The organism is Mesobacillus subterraneus, assembly GCF_000934845.1.
Taxonomy (GTDB): Bacteria; Bacillota; Bacilli; order Bacillales; family Cytobacillaceae; genus Mesobacillus; species Mesobacillus stamsii.
Genome location: NZ_JXIQ01000109.1, coordinates 1 through 17,425, shown reverse-complemented (window position 1 = coordinate 17,425; position 17,425 = coordinate 1). Strand labels below are relative to the sequence as shown.

Here is a 17,425-nt window from a genome sequence, read left to right as displayed (position 1 = left end):
CCCGCGGAAAGCGAGTTTCTGGTGGAAATCGATTATCAGCCAAACCCAAAAAAGGACCGGGCGCAGTTTGCCCGGTTTTTCTTATTGACTATATAGCCGATTAGAGATAAAACTGAAAGAGTGCTTTCTGCTTTCGAGCAGTTGGGCAAAATGCAACATCTATATTTTAAAAGGAGCAAGCATTAAATGGATATCTGGGAATTGTTTGTAGCATTCATACTCGGTCTAGTGGAAGGGTTAACCGAATTTGCGCCTGTTTCATCTACAGGACATTTGATTATTGTCGATGACCTTCTGCTGCATTCTAAAGAAATTTTTACAGAACCTGTGGCCAATACATTTAAAGTGGTCATTCAATTAGGTTCTATACTTGCCGTAGTGATCGTCTTTAAGGATCGATTCATGAACCTGCTTGGCCTAAAAAAAGGGGTCTCCATCGCGGATTCCAGAGGAAGACTCAGTCTTTCCAAAGTAATTGTCGGATTGATACCGGCAGGAATATTAGGAGTTTTATTCGAGGATTATATTGATAAGCATTTATTCTCTGTGGAGACAGTAATAATTGGTTTAGTAATCGGAGCCATCCTAATGATCATTGCCGACCGCTTGCACTCCGGGGTGATTAAAATGGATGATGTCGACCAAATCAGCTATAAGCAGGCGCTGGGCGTTGGATTATTTCAATGTCTTGGTTTATGGCCAGGCTTTTCAAGATCTGGTTCAACGATTGCAGGAGGGGTGTTGCTTGGTTTAAGTCACCGTGCCGCTTCTGATTTTACCTTTATTATGGCCGTACCAATCATGCTTGGTGCAAGTGCAATATCTTTATTGAAAAATTGGCAGTATTTTACCGTCGATGCCCTGCCGTTTTTCACGGTAGGATTCATTAGTGCCTTTTTATTCGCTTTATTGTTCATTCGATTCTTCCTTAAACTGATCAATACAATTAAATTGCTGCCATTTGCGATCTATCGAATTATTTTAGCTGGTGTAATCTATTTTATCTTTTTTTAAATCTGAAAAAGTCAGATATTATCATAAGAAAAAGACGCTCAGAGCGTCTTTTTCTTATTGGTTTCAAAAATCAAAAACGGTGGGCTTTCGCATTACTTCTTGCAAGGATCGTGTTTTTGGTTATCTGGGTTTCCCCATTCACCTGCGAATTGGTATGCTTCCGCCTTGTCCAAGTGTGGTGGAATAGTTGTGAGTGTGGATCCAATTGATCTTTGTAACTCATACAATCACCTCATGATTGGATTTTTGAAACACAGGATATTCACTTTGAATATCATTTATATCGTTTGTATTATGAATGGGCATTATACTGGTCTTTCAGAAGCCAGGAGATTCTTTTCACTCTAATTTGTAACTTTTTACAATATTTTTCGTATTAAACAGTGGAAGAAAGTATTTTTTAGGAAGAGAGGAGATTCTATCGTGCAGTTTGCATTAGAAGTAAAGTCACTGACCAAGACAATTGGTAAAAAAACAATCGTGAATGACGTCAGCTTTCAAGTAGAAAAAGGCGAGATATTTGGACTCCTTGGTCCAAATGGCGCAGGAAAGACAACCATTATCCGTATGATTGTCAGCTTGATCAACCGCACAGGTGGGACAGTGCTTGTGAACGGGAAGGATCTAGACAATTCCTTTACGGCAGCTATGAATGAACTGGGTGCAATCGTAGAAAACCCGGAGTTTTACAAATATCTGAGTGGCTTCAAAAATTTAAGGCATTATGCGCGCATGGCCCTTGGGGAGGTAAGCGACGAGCGAATCAATGAAGTCACCAAACTGGTCGGATTGGAAAAAGCAATCCATGATAAAGTTCGTACCTATTCTCTAGGAATGCGTCAGCGTCTTGGAGTCGCACAAGCCATTCTGCATAAGCCTACCATCTTAATTTTAGATGAACCGACAAATGGACTTGATCCCCAGGGAATCAGAGAATTTCGTGATTATTTGCGGTTCCTTACCAGTCAGGGAACTTCCGTATTGGTTTCTTCACATTTATTGTCTGAAATGCAGTTGATGTGTGACCGATTCGCGATCATTGAACATGGAAAGCTCATACATATCTCATCGATGCACGAAAATGACGCGTCAGAAGCAGAAAAGCCGAAAACAGTTATTGTGGAAATTTCAGACCCAATCATAGCGGCCAAGTTGCTAGCAGAGCACATGCCTGACATTAAAGTGACTTCAAAAGAAGGCTCCCGACTAACCTTATCGTTGAGAAAAGACAAGATACCGTCCTTTAATAAGCTCTTCGTCGAAAACAATATTGATGTTTTCGAGATAATGAATGTGAAAGCAACGTTGGAAGATCGCTTCTTAGAAATCACCAATAAAGATCGAAAGGAGCAAACGACATGATTGGTTTAATCCAAAATGAATTAATGAAGATCTTCGGAAAAGTGGCAAGCTGGATTTATATCGCAATTATTGTTTTGGCTGTTTTAATTGCCGGAATTATTTATATGAAGTTCAGTGCCGAGCCCAATCCGAATTGGCGCCAGGATACCGAGGCAGAAATCGCCATGCTTGAAAACCAAAAGGCATCCGCTTCTGAAGAGGAAAAAGGAATGATTCAAAACCAAATTGATCAGACAAAGGAGTTTTTGGATGAGGACATCAATCCAAATGCCAAGACTAACTGGCACTTTATGAATGATGTCGTTGTTGGTGTCAGTTCTTTAGTGACACTCTTTGTAGTTGTTGTAGGAAGTGCCAATGTTGCGGCAGAATTCTCTGATGGAACGATAAAGCAATTACTGATCCGCCCGCACCAGAGATGGAGAATCCTGCTGTCCAAGTATATAGCCGTCATCCTCTATGCATTGATATTGGTCCTTACGTTGATCGTTTCAGGATATATAATTGGTTTGGTTCTATTTGGAAACGGTGATTTTAACATGAAAATTTTTGAAATCACATTAGAAGGAAGAAAGGTCGCAATTGTAGGGGAGCAATTCCTTTTGAAAATGCTTTACTTCATTCCGAGCCTGCTGATGATCATGACGATCGCATTCATGCTATCTACGTTATTCAAAAACCAGGCTATTTCCGTTGGCATCGGTATTTTTGTCCTTTTCTTTTCGTCTACTTTGGGTGGCATCATCCTGATGCTTGCTGACAAATATACTTGGGCAAAATTTTTAATTTTTCCCCATCTGGATTTGACAGTTTATGCTCTTCAGGAAAGGATCCTACAGGACATAACCCTGCCAGTATCCCTGTCCATACTCGCTGTTTACTATGCAATATTTATGATGCTAACCTTTTTCTTTTTCCAAAAGAGGGATATTAGCATATAGAGGGGTATAACAATTGAAAGACCGCAGGATTGAAATGACAGGATTCTTTAAATAGGAAAAGCATTACCGGAAAATCAGAATTTTCCCTAGACGGTATATTGAAAAAAGATTCCGTTTCCGTTGAGGTGATTTGTGGGATACTTGTATTTATCTAAGATCCTTTGAAGAAACAAAAAATGAGAGCAGCTCTTCAAAGCCGCTCTCTTCCTTATTTTACTGTCCTTTCCATTCACGTAATTTATCTATAACATGATCGCTGACTTTCCCTGCATCCTCTTGCATTTGTTCAAAAACCTTTTTCCACTTTGGTGCTTCCTCTTTCAATTTTTCTTCAACCTGGCCTGCACGAGCTTTTAATTCTTTTTCCAGTTTGTCTGCTCGTTCCTTAAGTGCCTTTTCGGTTTGTTCAAACCCTCGGGAGTTGCTCTCATTGATTGATTTCACTGGAAATTCCGCTTGTTTTACATGAGGCAAGGTTTCTTCCATTATGGCTCTAAACAAAGGAACCACATCTTTTGAGCTACTGCTGGATAAATAATGCTTGCGATCGGTTTGATCATATCCAAGCCAGACTGCACCGACGATATTTGGGGTGTAACCAACAAACCATTGATCTTTTGTACCATCGATATCTGCATAAGGAAGCTGTGTGGAACCTGTTTTTCCAGCTAGATCGACTCCTTTTATATAGGTTCCCTTTCCCGTGCCTGTTTCCACTACATTCAACAGCATAGATGTCATCTTATTTGCCACAGACTTAGATGTTACACGAGTGGTAGAGCCATCATGCTCGGCGATGACTTTTCCTGTAGGACCAACAATTTTCGTAATCAAATGTCCATCTTCTCGTGTCCCACCATTTGGAAATACGGAGTAAGCTTCCGCCATCTTAAGAGGGGAAACTCCGTTATGCATTCCACCTAAAGCAAGCGCCAGATTCTGGTCTTCTTTCTTAACCTGGATGCCAAACCTCATGACAGCATCAATTCCTTTATCTAAACCAATTTCATTTAGGAGCCAGACTGCAGGAAGGTTAATGGAATTTTCAATGGCCTCATACATTGGAACTTCTCCTTTGTAAGTATCTGAGAAGTTTTTGGGACTATAATTTTCAAAGCTCATCTTTTTGTCTACCAGCATTGAATCATACTCGTATCCTTCTTCTAATGCAGGGGTGTAAACTGCCAGAGGTTTCATGGTCGAGCCTGGCTGAGCCTTTAAATGTGTTGCGCGGTTAAACCCGCGGAAGACTTTTTCACCACGGCCGCCGATCAGTGCTCGGACTCCGCCGCTTTTAGGGTCAAGCAGCACGGATCCGCTTTGTACCATTACATCCCTTGTCCGATCAGGAAATAGGGAATCCTGCTGGTATACCTTTTCCAAACCGGATTGGATATTCTGGTCTAGTTCTGTGTAAATCCTGTAGCCTCTTGTCATGATTTCATCCTGTGTCAGTCCATATATGCTGGTTGCTTCATCTAATACGGCGTCGACATAGGAAGGATATTTACGATCCGCAAGTGACCCGCCGCCGTCTTCTAATTGTATCTCCTCGGCCTTTGCTTGTGTAAACTCCTTATCCGTTATCATCGCTAATTCGTTCATTTTTGCGAGAACCACATTCCTGCGCTGGATGGCAGCCTCGTAATTATTGTAGGGATCAAGTGCAGAAGGAGCTTTCAGCAAACCAGCGAGCATAGCCGCTTCACTAATCGTCACATCCTGAATCTCTTTCGCAAAATACTTCTTGCTGGCATTATTGATCCCGAATGCACCGCTGCCGAAATAAACCTGATTCAGATACATTTCCATAATTTCGTCTTTTTCATATACCTTTTCAAGTTCTACCGCAAGAAAAAGTTCTTCCACTTTACGTTTATAAGTTCGTTCAGAAGAAAGCAGGGCATTTTTTGTCAGCTGCTGAGTCAGCGTACTACCGCCTCCGGTAATCTGTCCAGCAAACAAGTTTCCGAAGAATGCACGCGCGATTCCCTTGATATCAAAACCATTATGCTCGTAAAATCGCTCATCTTCAATTGCGATTACCGCATTCGGAACATGCTTAGGCATCTCTTCAATAGGGACCCCGCCAGTTCGATTTGTTGCAAGTATGCTGGCCTCCTCTCCATTTTTATCATAGATTGTAGTCGCCTGGCTTAATCCATCCTTTAATGTCTGGACATTTGCCCTGCTGGCAATAAAGGCAAACCAAAGAATGGCCAGCAATGTAAATACCAATAAGCTTAATAACAGAATTTGTGTCAGATGGCGTCTTTTCCAAAATCGGACAATAGCCTCCCATAGTCGTTGCACCAGTTGCATGACCATTTCTCCTTTTAACGAATGATAAGGAATTAGATATATATTTACAGGGGTGAAAATTTTTAAAAAAGCTTGGTTTTTTGACTACTTTAGCTGGCTGGAAGCTGTAAAAGATAAATATAGACTCATTTATCTTTTATTCATTATATATATTTTTTCAGTTGCGGAAAAGCTGGAGCCATTTTGATTTGTTCTGAGTATGCAAAATCAGGGAAACAAAATCCGAAAGGAACCATGGTAGTTAAAAAGGCAAAATCAAAATTCACCTATAAAAAAAGGCGAACCGCTATGGGTTCGCCTTTTGTATTCAATTACCATCCTGCTGGAAGCATGGCTACAGGCATTAAGGAAACTTGGTAAGTGTAGCCTCCGTCTTGTGTTCCGGTTGGCCATAAAGCCGTAGCCATGTAGATCACTTTGATGGTATTGTCTTGTGAGAATTCAGTTACATAGACGATCCGGTCCGCCATGAACCCGATTTGCTGTTCCGTCCACAGAATTCGGTCCGCCATTAAACCGATTGAATCAACTGTATATAAAACGCCATCCAAAGTTTGTGAATAAGAGTCTGCACCCATTTGGCCGACAGTTACCAACACATCCGCAGCAGTAGTGGCTGCTTTAGCTTTTTGCTGGCTGACACCACCAATAGCTAACATGGAAACAACAAGTGCAAGTGCGATAACCATTTTTGCGATTCTATTCATCATATATTTGTTTCCTCCCTAATTTATACCCAATGGGGTATTCGTGATATGTTTATAATATATACCCCTATTGGTATATTGTCAATACTTTTTTTCGTCTTGCTTTTAAGCAATAATGTGTTATGTGAGAATATCTGATTTATTGTCACATAAGAGGCCGTATGTGCCCATAAATTCAAGCATCCTTTTTTCAAGTTAGTAGGGAAACGACGACATACCCCCTTCTTGAAAAATAGCATTGTGCTTTACCGCAGTCAGGAGTAATATGTAAGAGGTGAAAAAAGAGAGGAGTTGGTATCTTTGGGTTATTCAATAGAACCTGATCCCGATAGGCGCGGGGAAGTCGATAATCTAGTAGATTTGATGCTAATGAATCTGGAAGACGATCAACTCTTATAAACGGTAATTGACTTCCTCAGTTAAAAGAGGAGGTGGAGAAAATGTTAGAGATATACAAAAGTAAGGAAGATAGACATTTATCACTTGTTGAAGAAATCTCAAAAGGCTGCTGGATCAATATGGTGCATCCTTCTGAGGATGAAATTTTGAGAGTAGCAAAAGAAACGGGAATAGCAGTTGATTTTATTAGAGATGCCCTTGATGACGAAGAACGTCCGCGAATTGAGAAAGAAGATGACAATGTTTATATCATTGTTGACTATCCATATATTACTCATGACGAAGCAGGTTTTCCTGTTTATGAAACGATCCCTATAGGCATTATCCAAACATCCAACTGCATTATTACGGTTTCTCTAAATGAAACACCAGTATTGGAAGAATTTCGCAATAACAGGGTGAAGGAATTCTTTACATTCAAAAAAACACGATTTGCTCTGCAAATTCTGTATGTTATTTCCATTTACTATTTGCGATATTTGAAACAAATTAATAAAAAGACGAATGAAATAGAGCGGGAACTGCATCAGTCGATGAAAAACAAGGAATTATATGCCTTCCTTGCTCTCGAAAAGAGTCTGGTATACTTCACTACTTCTTTGAAATCCAACAAGGTTGTGCTCGCGAAAATCATGCGCTTTCATTTTTTAAAAATGTATGAAGAAGACAAGGATTTATTAGAGGATGTCATCATCGAAAATACACAAGCGATTGAAATGGCTGAAACATACAGCTCCATTTTAAGCGGGATGATGGATGCGTTTGCCTCTATCATTTCCAATAATCTGAATATGGTGATGAAGTTTTTGACTTCTATCACCATTATCCTGTCGTTCCCAACAATGGTAGCAAGCTTTTATGGGATGAACGTGGACCTTCCGTTTCAGCATAGCCCACATGCGTTTTTCCTGGCTATTAGCATGGCCGTGCTGTTGGCGGGGCTCACAGCCTTCATCTTCTGGAAAAAAAGATATTTTTAAGTATCCGAATCAATTTCATAATTGCTTTTTAAAAAATAGTTTAGAGTGGCCCTGATTTTAAAAATGCACTTTTTTAAAATTTGGTCTTTAAACGAGGTAGTTGATTTGCGCTCCAGGCGCTTCGCTTTCCGCGGGGCCGGCGCTGAGCCTCCTCGTCGCTTCGCTCCTGCGGGGTCTCACCTGTCCGTCTGATCCCGCAGGAGTCTTCGCGCCTTCCACTCCAATCAACTGGTTTTTCATTGATTCGCACTCTCTTGGACGGGTATATTTTAGGGATTTGTATTTCTTATCATAGCTGTCATACGGTAGAAGTGCTCCCTGACGGATGTGGGAGTCACCTCCGCTTTCGAATAGTTTGGGTCGTACTTAACTAATTCGATATTTGGGGAGGTACTCCTTTTTTCATGTCTTGAAAGCCTTGAAGCGTAAGGGATTAAAATAATGAAATTCATTCATCCGTAAAAACAACGTCTGGACATAGGTTCAGGCGTTTTTTAGTCTAAAAACTTTTTTTTGACATATTCATGGATTAAAAGAATTTCTTACGCATGCAAAAGGGTGATGGAATGTCCAGGATATTAATGCGAATTTACAGGAAAATATTGTTGGTTTTCGCCATTCTGATCTGCACAACAAGTTTGTTTGTGATGGCAGGTCTTTTATCCTCTTCTAATATCAGTTTTTTTAAGTTCAAAGTGAACGGTGATATCGGTGCAGAGGTTTTTCTGCGGATTATCGGTTATGAGAATCCGCTTATAGGACATGCTTTAACAGGTGCAAATATGGACTTCCCAATTTTTTCTACGGGGTTCCAGTTGCTTACAAACGTGGAGATGAAGGATATTAGGAGCCTGATTAGAAGCGAGCTTCCAGGGTTCATGGCCTTTGATTCTAATTTCATTATTGCAGAAGACGGGGTAGATTTTACGGATATCCCGGTTGAATCAGCGCCTCCTATGGATGTCCTTTTGCAGGAAAGGAATATGGCTGCGAAGGAACTGAAGGAACTGAATAATGGCAAGGTGTATTCGGGTTCTTCCCCATCGGAAAAAGCTGTTTTCATTTACCATACCCATAGTTGGGAATCTTACTTGCCATTGCTTGGCATGGAGGGTGCGGAGAATGAAAATGAAGCTGTTGATGGCAAGACTAATATTACGGTAGTAGGGGAATTGCTCGGACAAGAATTGGAAAAACGTGGCGTAGGGGCTAGTGTGGATAAGACGAATATTGGCTTGATGTTAGATGAAAAAGGATGGCTTACTCCTAGGTCTTATGAAATTTCCCGTTCGCTCGTCCAAAAAGCGATGGCAGGCAATCAAAAACTGAACTATTTCATTGATCTGCATCGTGATTCAGTTAGAAAGGATTCAACAACCACGGTTATAAACAATCAACCATATGCGAGAATTGTGCTTGTCATTGGGGAGGAAAACAAAAATTTTCAAAAAAATCTCCAGTTTGCGAATGAGCTTCATAAAATCCTTAATAAGCAATACCCAGGAATAAGCAAAGGTGTTTTGCCGAAAAAGGGTGTTGGGGTAGATGGGATTTACAATCAGGATTTGAATCCTAATTCACTGGTAGTAGAGGTTGGTGGCGTCGATAATAATATGAAAGAATTAAAAAATACGGTCGAAGCATTAGCAGAGGCAATCAGCCAGATATATTGGAAAGCGGAAGAAGTGAATGGTTGATCAGAAATCTATATATACAAGTCGTCGAAAAAACCAAAACCATTGAAGGAACGACTTCAATGGTTTTTGCGTTTATTTAAACCAGCCTTTTTTTCTGAACAACAGGAACATGGTTATTCCAATGGTAAACATGGCGGTTAAAGCTCCAAAATAACCAAATTCCCAGGAGAGCTCCGGCATGTTCTCAAAGTTCATTCCGTAAACTCCGGCAATGAAGGTAAGAGGCATGAAAATGGTTGTAATAACGGTTAGAACCTTCATCACTCGATTTGTTTCATGAGAGTTCATGGATAAATAGCTATCGCGAATATCTGTTGTCAACTCGCGACTTGCTTCTACCTTTTCAGCCAGCCTCAGTAAATGATCATGGATGTCGGCAAAATATTCTTTTCGCTCAAGGACACCAGAGAGATGATGTGAATTGATCATCCTGTATACCAAATCTCTCATTGGGGTAATAGTATGACGAAGGGAGAGCAGTTGATGCCTTGTATCAAACAGATCGTTGAGCAACTCCTCCGTTGATCGTTCAGCGGTATTTTCGTCTATTTCGTTTAATAGATCCTCGATACGATCGACATGCGGGAAAAAGTTATCAACTATTTTATCCAAAACATGATAAAGAACAGTCGACGGGTTCCACTCTCTTGTCGTGTTTGCCTGCTCTAATCTTTTCCAGACTTCTGCCACTTCACTTGAATGATTATTGTGGTAGGTGACGATATAGTTGGGGCCGAGGAACACATCAATCTCTTCCCCTTGCACGACTCCGGGATTTAAATTCTGAAAGATAAAAAAATGATAATCATCATAATAATCGAGCTTTGGTCTTTGTAAAGTGTGGGTACAGTCTTCAATCGATAATGGATGGAACCGAAGCGGGGTTTGTAATAGCTCTACCTCCTCCTCTGTGGGTGCATGAAAATCGATCCAATACCATTTATCCTTTTCAGATAGCATTGCTTCGATACTTTTGCCAATTTGGATCTGTCCAGAATGACTTACTGACATTGTTTGTATCATAAAATCTCCCTGCATATAGGCTTTTCTTCTTATTATAATAACAAAGGCGAACAGGAAGCAAAGCTAAAAGCACCTATAGTTTAAATTTTGAAAGGGAGGGGCGGTAAAGTTCGATCGGTTTTGCATCATCAAATGATCCAAAATATTTTCGGAAATGCCATCAAGGAATAAAATGACTAGAAAATCGAAGTATCAGTCTGGTATGCTACCATGGAGGAGGGATTTTGAAATGGGAGAATGCAAAATCGATCACAGCAAGGAAGATGTCCAAAAGAAGTACGAGTCTCAGAAGGAATTCCTGCCACAGGATATTCAAGCTTCATTCAACAATTTTCTCGAGGAAGAACATACGCAGGAAATCTTGAATGAAGTATTTCATTTGCTGAAAAAGTATGACCTTGCCGCCGAAGAGGAAAGAAATCAACGAAACAACAGATTGAATCTGATCTTGAAAAACGTTTAATAAGAAAAACCGGGCTAACTGCGCCCGGTTTTTCTTACGTAGTAAAATAAATTTACAGAATACTCTTTGTTTATATAGTAGCTAAAATTCTTATTGCCAGTAAAAAACAGAAGGAGTAAAATTAGGTGGATATTTCGATATACAAAATAATTTGAATCATTTGAAAGAGGAAAAAGAGATGCAAAGTCTTTCTGAACTGGCAATGCGGAATGAGAAAAATAGTATCTTAAATGGTGTGGCTGCGACGATTGTTACGAGCATGAGCAATAATTACTTTGCTCTTTTCGCAATCGGTGTTCTTGGTGCGACGAATTACCAAGTCGGTTTGATCAGTTCCTTGCCGCAAATCGTTGGGATGTTCGCGATGTTTCTCGGAACCGCGATCATGAGCAGGTTAAAAGGAAAGAAGCGGTTCACTGGATTATCCATTTTATTCACACGCTTGTTTTTGCTTGCGATGTTCCTGGTCATTTACCTGCCTGTGGAGTACAGGGCATGGACGTTTGTTATTTTAATCGGTCTGATGAATCTTCCAGGCTCATTTGCCATGCTCAGCTGGCAGTCATTTATTGGAGACCTTATTTCTGATAACAGAAGAAGCAGTTTTTTCAGTGAGAGAAACAGATTATTGACGATTGCTGGCATGTTCACTACATTGGTGATCGGTATCGGACTTCAATGGTTTGATAAAACCAATCCATTGCCATATCAGATCCTGTTTATTCTCGCTTTCTTCTTTGGCCTTGTGGAAGTTTTTTATTTGAATAAACATATTGAACCGGAAAAAGAAGGAAAAAAAGAAATAAAACGAGTGAATTTTGGCTGGGACGCCTATAAACATAAATCGTTTATCTATTTTCTTGTATGCGGATTATTTTTCAACTTTGCCTGGCAGATGGCTTGGCCACTGTTCAACATTTATAATATAAAGATTGCTCATATGAGTGGATTTTGGATTAGTATCATTACAGTGGCAAATTCAGTTGGGCAAATCATCAGTTTCAAGTGGTGGGGAAGGATGGCTGATAAGCACAGCAATTCTAAGATGCTGGCGATTACAGCTATAGGCATGGCAACTGCTCCATTTTTAACGATTTTGTCTACTAATATGTATTATTTGACTATCGTGAATTTTACTTCGGGGTTGTTTGTTTCGGGAACAGTCTTATTGTTATTCAACCAATTGCTCGAAGTTACACTAGAGGAGAATCGCAGTAGCTTTATTGCTCAGTACAATATCAATCTGGCGGTCATTGGTTTTGTTGCTCCTCAGGCAGGTGTTTATTTGCTGCAGTTCAGTTCGATTCAAACTGCTATGAACCTTTCGGCTGGGATGCGTTTGGTCAGCGGTGCTGTATTTTTAGGATTTTACTATTACATGAAAAAGCAGAGAAATTATAGGTGCACAAAAGTATCTGTTCAGAGATCCTAAATCGTCAAAATAAGAAAAGTGCAATTGACAAATCCTTCCCATTCGTGGGGGGGATTTTATTTAACCATGCTTGTCTTTATTGATTTATTGGATATATTACATTATGATACTTATATTCAGAAAATTAAGACTCGTTGAGAAGGGATGATTCTATGAGTAATATGATACCTGAAAGCTGGTGGGAAAATCTTTCCGTACCCGTAATAGCCGCACCAATGTTTCTTGTTTCCGGGCCAGATCTTGTAAGCGCTTGTTGTAAAAGTGGAGTGATAGGTTCTTTTCCAGCTCCAAATGCCAGGCCAATTGAAGTGTTGGATGAATGGATGGGGAAACTGAATGAAGATTTGGCAGATGCGAGAAATCGGGAACCGGAAAGGAAGATTGCACCTTGGGCCATGAATATGGTCGTTCACAGTACATACAGCCGGCTTGAAGATGAGATGGAATTAGTAAGAAAACATAAGCCGCGGCTTGTCATTACCTCTCTTGGAAGTCCAAAAAAGGTCGTTGACATTGTGCATGAATATGGCGGGCTGGTATTTTCTGACGTGAGCGATGTGAAATTTGCCAGGAAGGCAGTGGACTCCGGAGTAGACGGTCTTATTTTGGTTGCCAATGGGGCTGGTGGGCATGCCGGGGAATGGAACAGCTTTGCGTTTGTTGATACTGTTCGCTCCTTTTGGAACGGAATTATTGTGCTGGCAGGTGCGGTCACTACCGGAAAGTCCATCCTAGCTGCCCAGGCTGCTGGTGCAGATTTAGCCTATATGGGGACAAGATTTATTGTTGCAGAGGAAAGCATGGCAAATGACGAATACAGAAATATGGTAGTTAATGCAACCCAAGATGACATTATCCTTACCGATGCTTTTTCAGGAGTGAAAGCAAACATGCTTAAGCCAAGTATTATAAAAGCCGGATTGAACCCTGAAACACTTAAGAAAAAAGACAGTGTAAATTTTGATTCTATGCAAAGAGAGACAAATGCAAAAGCGTGGAAAGATATCTGGTCAGCAGGACAAGGGGTTGAGGCGATCAATGAAATTCAGCCTGCATCTGCGATTATCAAACAGTTAGAAGCTGAATATAAAGAAGCCTTATTAGTGCTGAACGGAAAAGCGGACAAATTCGCAGCCATGACTGGAAGTTAGTGAAAGTATATTACCTGCCTATTATAGGTAGGTTTTTCTATTTTCTACATAGGAAGCTGATCTTTTGAGCGACTCGATCAAGGCTTTCAGCGTTGATACCTTTTTCACAATAAGAAATTCATTTTCTGGTATATAATAAAAGGAAGGATGAATATCCAATCTGAAACTTTTTGATCATGCTATCGTAAATACAGTTATGGAACAGAAAGAGGTGAAAAATTTGAACAAAACAAAGAAGGTGATGGCGGGGATTTCAGCAACAGCGCTGTTAATGAGTGCAGCAGCATGCAATAATCAACAAACACTTCCTGACAAAGGGTCATCTCCTGCAGGGAACGGGCAGGATTGGAGTGCTGCTGGTGATCAAGATATTCCCCCTGTACCAGAAGGAACAGATTGTAGTGACTGGAAGTGGGATGATAAGGAGGGAGTATGGTCATGTGATGATCAACGTTCTTCATACTTTGGCCATTACTTTTTCGCAGGCATGTTCTTTGCAAACCGCTCTATGCTTTATAGGAGCAATGATTATATGAAATATAAGGACAGCTCTTCATTTAAGGGAGCTAGACTGGACAGCAATTTTAAAAATAGTTCGCCAAAGGGAAGTTCGGGATTCGGAAGCGGGTCAAGAAGCACGACTGGCGGCTAAGGGAGAGATCAGATGATGAATAATTTATATTTGAATTTTGCTTCATACTTAGGGCTTGGATTGCTTATGCTGACAGCAGGAGTAGGTTTATTTGTTCTGGCTACTCCTAAAATCAAAGAATTCGAGCTGATTGGCAAGAGAAACGTTGCGGCTGCTCTTTCGCTAGGCGGAAAAATGCTTGGACTAGCCATTGTCCTTGGGGCAGCGGCTGAATATTCCATTTCCCTCCTTGATATGGCTATTTGGGGATCTATCGGGATTTTTACACAAATCCTAGTTTTTTTTGTCGCTGAGATGGCCACCATCAGGTTTAGTCTTCAAACAGCAATTGAGGAAGATAATCGTTCTGTCGGGGTCATTCTTTTTTCACTTTCTCTCGCTGTTGGCTGGATTGTCTCCAAGAGTCTTTCGTATTAAGGGGGAAAACAGCTATGAAAAAACTGACTTATTTTATCGACGAAGGAAATGGACACTTCGAACCTTTATATGAATATACATCTGCAACAGTTGGCATCGATGAATTTTATGCCAGACAGTTATGTACCTATTTCGTCATAAAAGGGAACCAATATGAATTGGTTTCAAATGAAATGAGCGGAGAAGATGAAATCCTAGTTGTAGTGGACCGTGGAAGGAATTATTCCGGCATGGATGAGAAAAATTATCGGGGATTGGGGATTCACGTTGAATTCCGCAAGCATCAGGAACGGGACAATTACAAATTGCTCTCCACCGTCGGATGCAAAACCCATCTCGATGTCATCCGTTATCTTTTAAAGGATGTCACGGATATCCCGGAAATTGGCCAAATGGCAGTAAAATCGACGGAAATTGATGAGGATCGCGGAGTATATGTTTTATATGTGCAAGATTTGCAAGAAAACGACATGGAATAGGAGGTATTCCATGGAAACCCAACGAATAAGACGAAGGAATTTTTATCGAGAAATCAAGAGTTTCTGGCCTGATTTATACGGAGAAGAATACGCTTTATATGATATCGCTCCTATAACCCAGGAGGAAGCGGAGGAAATTAGGGTTTGTACGCACCGGATTGGAAACATTTTTTTCAAAATTTGTGACCTGCTACGAAACGTGGAGAGCAATACCTTACTAGAATTGGGTTTCCCGAATGAAACACTGGATTTTCTCCGGATGAAAACCTTAAATCATGGAAGTGTCATTGCAAGACTGGATCTTATTAAAACGGAAGCTACATACAAATGCATTGAAATGAATGCCGATACTCCCACTTTTATTAAAGAATTGTTCCTTGTTAATGGACTCGTGGCAAAGGACTTTGGCTATCGGAATCCCAATGAATCAACGGAAAAACAACTTGCCAAAGCTGTTAGGAATGCTATCGGGAGTTCAGCTAAATGGCTGTCTGAAGTGGAGCCCTATATTGTTTTTACCGCACATGAAGAAAATATCGAAGACAAGAACACAGTCTTATATTTACAAGAATTGTACGGATTGCCTTCCAGGTTTATTTCATTAGATAAACTGACAATCCAGCGTGGAGAAGGTCTTTTTGATGAAGATGGCCGTAAGATCGACATCTTGTACAGGCAGACATATCCCATTGAAAGCATGATCCTCGATAAGGATGATTCAGACAATCCAATCGGGCTCTGGTTGATCGAGCTGATTGAAACAAAAAAACTTGCTGTGGTTAATCCTCCATCTGCATTCTTATTGCAAAATAAAGCAATTCAAGCAGTGATTTGGGGGATGCATGAAAACAAACATCCTTTTTTCAGCAAAGAGGAGCACCAATGGATCGAGCAATACTTTTTGCCGACGTATTTGGAAGCAGATCATTTCCACGAAACAAAAACGCCATATGTAAAAAAACCGATTTTCGGGAGAGAAGGAGACACCGTCCAAATTTTCAATTCGAATGGAAAATTGATTTTAGAAGAGCAACAGAAAAGTTACGATCATCTACCATCAATTTTTCAGCAGTATATCGAATTGCCTAGCGCAAATTACGCGACAGAGAGTGGAATAAAATGCGGTCATATCCTGATCGGAAGTTTTCTTGTCTCCGGAGAACCGTCCGCTTTTGGCTACAGAGTTGGGGGGAAGATTACCAACAACCTATCATGCTTTTTACCAGCAGGCATAAAAAAATAGCAAAGATACGTTTAAAATTATCATGAATGGATATAATAATCAGGCAAGGTTAATTGCAATTTTCTTAAATCGCTAGGAGGCAACAATCGTGGAACGTGGCAAGGTAAAATGGTTTAACAGTGAAAAAGGCTTTGGATTCATTGAGCGTGAAGGTGGAGAAGATGTGTTCGTTCACTTCTCAGCAATCCAGGGTGAAGGATACAAATCTTTAGATGAAGGACAAGAAGTATCGTTTGATGTGGAGCAGGGCCAGCGTGGTCCGCAGGCGACAAATGTACAGAAGATCTGACTAAGGATATCCACAACAGACTCAGACTCCATCTTATGGGGTCTGTTTTTTTTCAAAAAAAAAAAAACATCCTTGATGTGCGGAGCTTAAAATCCAAAAAAAGCACTCATGAAGTTTTTCTTTTTAGAGTTTCTTATAGTGGAGAGTGGCTCCAAGGAATCCGTCCTTTCCATTGCTGTGTCATTTTCCCTTTGAGCGGCAGCTTCCTGCATGCTGGTGATTAACAATTTAAGATTGGAAAGTTCGCTCTGAAGCTCCTCTATTTCTCTTCTGTGCTGGAGAATTTGATAAGAGACTACTTCATCAGCCTTTCTTTCCAGCCTTTGATCAAATTCCTCCATTCGCCTTACCAAAGATCCAAGGGCGATCTCGGTTGAGCTTCCTTTTACGGTTGCTTTTCTTGGCTGTCTCCCTTTTATTTTCAGATCTTGGAGCAAGACACCGCTATTAAGCTGAGCTTTGATATCTTTTAAGATTTCAATGCTTTCATCTGAAAATTGATAATGGCCCAGCTCCGTACGTTCCATTTGAAGGTTCGCCTGTTTCACCCAACGCTGAATGGTACTTGGCGACACCCCTAGCAACTTTGCGACTGCATTTGTATTCATATCATCCCTCCATATAAAAAAACTTCGCTGTTCCATTAGGCAATTCCTTCGTACATGACAAAACTAGTTATCTTTCGGCAAAGGTAGTGAAGAAGCAACATGAAATGCTCAAATCCGAATAATTAAGAAATAAAAATCAGACAGCTACTGTTTGTTGAAAACGAATTTAATAGGGAAGACACGAAACTTTTCTGTTGTTTTCATCGTACATATATATGTACTGAATCACTAGTGTTGCACTAATTA

Annotated in this window: 18 protein-coding genes; 13 read left to right on the top strand and 5 right to left on the bottom strand. The window is 40.4% G+C overall.

Annotated features, from left to right (window positions below):
• Positions 1-186: 186 nt before the first annotated feature.
• Positions 187-1,014 (top strand): undecaprenyl-diphosphate phosphatase, encoded by an 828-nt coding sequence (locus tag UB32_RS14165; RefSeq protein WP_044394671.1) that lies wholly within the window; start codon positions 187-189, stop codon positions 1,012-1,014.
• Between the two features lie 70 nt (positions 1,015-1,084).
• Here the strand turns inward: UB32_RS14165 and UB32_RS19555 are convergent, their stop codons facing one another.
• A complete protein-coding gene (locus tag UB32_RS19555) occupies positions 1,085-1,237 on the bottom strand; it encodes a YpzG family protein (protein WP_084221856.1) in 153 nt (50 codons plus the stop codon).
• A gap of 197 nt (positions 1,238-1,434) precedes the next feature.
• Here UB32_RS19555 and UB32_RS14160 point away from each other — a divergent pair, with 197 nt between their 5' ends.
• Both UB32_RS14160 and UB32_RS14155 read left to right on the top strand, forming a co-directional pair.
• The gene (locus UB32_RS14160; protein ID WP_044394669.1) at positions 1,435-2,376 is read left to right on the top strand and encodes an ABC transporter ATP-binding protein; all 942 of its coding nucleotides are present in this window, start codon (positions 1,435-1,437) and stop codon (positions 2,374-2,376) included.
• Positions 2,373-3,317, top strand: a complete 945-nt coding sequence (locus UB32_RS14155; protein WP_044394667.1) for an ABC transporter permease — start codon at positions 2,373-2,375, stop codon at positions 3,315-3,317. The genes UB32_RS14160 and UB32_RS14155 overlap by 4 nt, the downstream gene beginning before the upstream one ends.
• 213 nt (positions 3,318-3,530) lie before the next feature.
• On the opposite strand, the gene UB32_RS14150 is transcribed toward UB32_RS14155, so the two are convergent.
• Positions 3,531-5,639, bottom strand: coding sequence for a transglycosylase domain-containing protein (locus tag UB32_RS14150; RefSeq protein ID WP_044394665.1), 2,109 nt, complete (start codon positions 5,637-5,639; stop codon positions 3,531-3,533).
• A gap of 311 nt (positions 5,640-5,950) precedes the next feature.
• A complete protein-coding gene (locus UB32_RS14145; RefSeq protein WP_044394663.1) occupies positions 5,951-6,349 on the bottom strand; it encodes a hypothetical protein in 399 nt (132 codons plus the stop codon).
• Between the two features lie 437 nt (positions 6,350-6,786).
• On the opposite strand from UB32_RS14145, the gene UB32_RS14140 reads away from it, so the two are divergent.
• Positions 6,787-7,725: a magnesium transporter CorA family protein gene (locus tag UB32_RS14140; protein ID WP_044394661.1), complete on the top strand. Its 939-nt coding sequence runs from the start codon at positions 6,787-6,789 to the stop codon at positions 7,723-7,725.
• A gap of 566 nt (positions 7,726-8,291) precedes the next feature.
• On the top strand, positions 8,292-9,422 hold the full coding sequence (gene spoIIP / locus UB32_RS14135) for a stage II sporulation protein P (protein WP_052807050.1): 1,131 nt from the start codon (positions 8,292-8,294) through the stop codon (positions 9,420-9,422).
• 72 nt (positions 9,423-9,494) lie between these two features.
• Here the strand turns inward: spoIIP and corA are convergent, their stop codons facing one another.
• The gene (corA, locus tag UB32_RS14130) at positions 9,495-10,445 is read right to left on the bottom strand and encodes a magnesium/cobalt transporter CorA (RefSeq protein ID WP_044394677.1); all 951 of its coding nucleotides are present in this window, start codon (positions 10,443-10,445) and stop codon (positions 9,495-9,497) included.
• A 229-nt stretch (positions 10,446-10,674) separates the two neighbouring features.
• On the opposite strand from corA, the gene UB32_RS14125 reads away from it, so the two are divergent.
• From UB32_RS14125 to UB32_RS14090, 8 genes are all read left to right on the top strand, one after another.
• On the top strand, positions 10,675-10,908 hold the full coding sequence (locus UB32_RS14125) for a hypothetical protein (RefSeq protein WP_044394656.1): 234 nt from the start codon (positions 10,675-10,677) through the stop codon (positions 10,906-10,908).
• A gap of 178 nt (positions 10,909-11,086) precedes the next feature.
• A complete protein-coding gene (locus tag UB32_RS14120) occupies positions 11,087-12,340 on the top strand; it encodes an MFS transporter (protein WP_084221855.1) in 1,254 nt (417 codons plus the stop codon).
• Between the two features lie 152 nt (positions 12,341-12,492).
• On the top strand, positions 12,493-13,491 hold the full coding sequence (locus UB32_RS14115) for an NAD(P)H-dependent flavin oxidoreductase (protein ID WP_044394654.1): 999 nt from the start codon (positions 12,493-12,495) through the stop codon (positions 13,489-13,491).
• A 220-nt stretch (positions 13,492-13,711) separates the two neighbouring features.
• Positions 13,712-14,143 (top strand): hypothetical protein, encoded by a 432-nt coding sequence (locus UB32_RS14110; RefSeq protein WP_052807048.1) that lies wholly within the window; start codon positions 13,712-13,714, stop codon positions 14,141-14,143.
• A 12-nt stretch (positions 14,144-14,155) separates the two neighbouring features.
• Entirely contained in the window at positions 14,156-14,560 is a 405-nt protein-coding gene (locus UB32_RS14105; RefSeq protein ID WP_241768515.1) for a DUF350 domain-containing protein, read from the top strand.
• Positions 14,561-14,574: 14 nt separating this feature from the next.
• Positions 14,575-15,039 carry a hypothetical protein gene (locus UB32_RS14100; protein ID WP_044394650.1) on the top strand — a complete coding sequence of 155 codons (465 nt, stop codon included), beginning with the start codon at positions 14,575-14,577 and terminating at the stop codon, positions 15,037-15,039.
• A gap of 10 nt (positions 15,040-15,049) precedes the next feature.
• Positions 15,050-16,282, top strand: a complete 1,233-nt coding sequence (locus tag UB32_RS14095) for a glutathionylspermidine synthase family protein (protein WP_044394648.1) — start codon at positions 15,050-15,052, stop codon at positions 16,280-16,282.
• 88 nt (positions 16,283-16,370) lie between these two features.
• On the top strand, positions 16,371-16,571 hold the full coding sequence (locus UB32_RS14090) for a cold-shock protein (protein ID WP_044394646.1): 201 nt from the start codon (positions 16,371-16,373) through the stop codon (positions 16,569-16,571).
• Between the two features lie 86 nt (positions 16,572-16,657).
• On the opposite strand, the gene UB32_RS14085 is transcribed toward UB32_RS14090, so the two are convergent.
• Positions 16,658-17,179 (bottom strand): MerR family transcriptional regulator, encoded by a 522-nt coding sequence (locus tag UB32_RS14085; protein ID WP_044394644.1) that lies wholly within the window; start codon positions 17,177-17,179, stop codon positions 16,658-16,660.
• Positions 17,180-17,425 lie beyond the last annotated feature (246 nt).

Bases quoted from the DNA above. Each gene is read 5' to 3' on its own strand.
- UB32_RS14165 (WP_044394671.1), top strand. From the start codon at position 187: ATGGATATCTGGGAATTGTTTGTAGCATTCATACTCGGTCTAGTGGAA.
- UB32_RS14155 (WP_044394667.1), top strand. From the start codon at position 2,373: ATGATTGGTTTAATCCAAAATGAATTAATGAAGATCTTCGGAAAAGTG.
- UB32_RS14105 (WP_241768515.1), top strand. From the start codon at position 14,156: ATGATGAATAATTTATATTTGAATTTTGCTTCATACTTAGGGCTTGGA.
- UB32_RS14100 (WP_044394650.1), top strand. From the start codon at position 14,575: ATGAAAAAACTGACTTATTTTATCGACGAAGGAAATGGACACTTCGAA.
- UB32_RS14125 (WP_044394656.1), top strand. From the start codon at position 10,675: ATGGGAGAATGCAAAATCGATCACAGCAAGGAAGATGTCCAAAAGAAG.
- UB32_RS19555 (WP_084221856.1), bottom strand. From the start codon at position 1,237: ATGAGTTACAAAGATCAATTGGATCCACACTCACAACTATTCCACCAC.
- UB32_RS14145 (WP_044394663.1), bottom strand. From the start codon at position 6,349: ATGATGAATAGAATCGCAAAAATGGTTATCGCACTTGCACTTGTTGTT.
- UB32_RS14120 (WP_084221855.1), top strand. From the start codon at position 11,087: ATGCAAAGTCTTTCTGAACTGGCAATGCGGAATGAGAAAAATAGTATC.
- UB32_RS14085 (WP_044394644.1), bottom strand. From the start codon at position 17,179: ATGAATACAAATGCAGTCGCAAAGTTGCTAGGGGTGTCGCCAAGTACC.
- UB32_RS14140 (WP_044394661.1), top strand. From the start codon at position 6,787: ATGTTAGAGATATACAAAAGTAAGGAAGATAGACATTTATCACTTGTT.
- UB32_RS14095 (WP_044394648.1), top strand. From the start codon at position 15,050: ATGGAAACCCAACGAATAAGACGAAGGAATTTTTATCGAGAAATCAAG.
- UB32_RS14115 (WP_044394654.1), top strand. From the start codon at position 12,493: ATGAGTAATATGATACCTGAAAGCTGGTGGGAAAATCTTTCCGTACCC.
- corA (WP_044394677.1), bottom strand. From the start codon at position 10,445: ATGATACAAACAATGTCAGTAAGTCATTCTGGACAGATCCAAATTGGC.
- UB32_RS14150 (WP_044394665.1), bottom strand. From the start codon at position 5,639: ATGCAACTGGTGCAACGACTATGGGAGGCTATTGTCCGATTTTGGAAA.
- spoIIP (WP_052807050.1), top strand. From the start codon at position 8,292: ATGTCCAGGATATTAATGCGAATTTACAGGAAAATATTGTTGGTTTTC.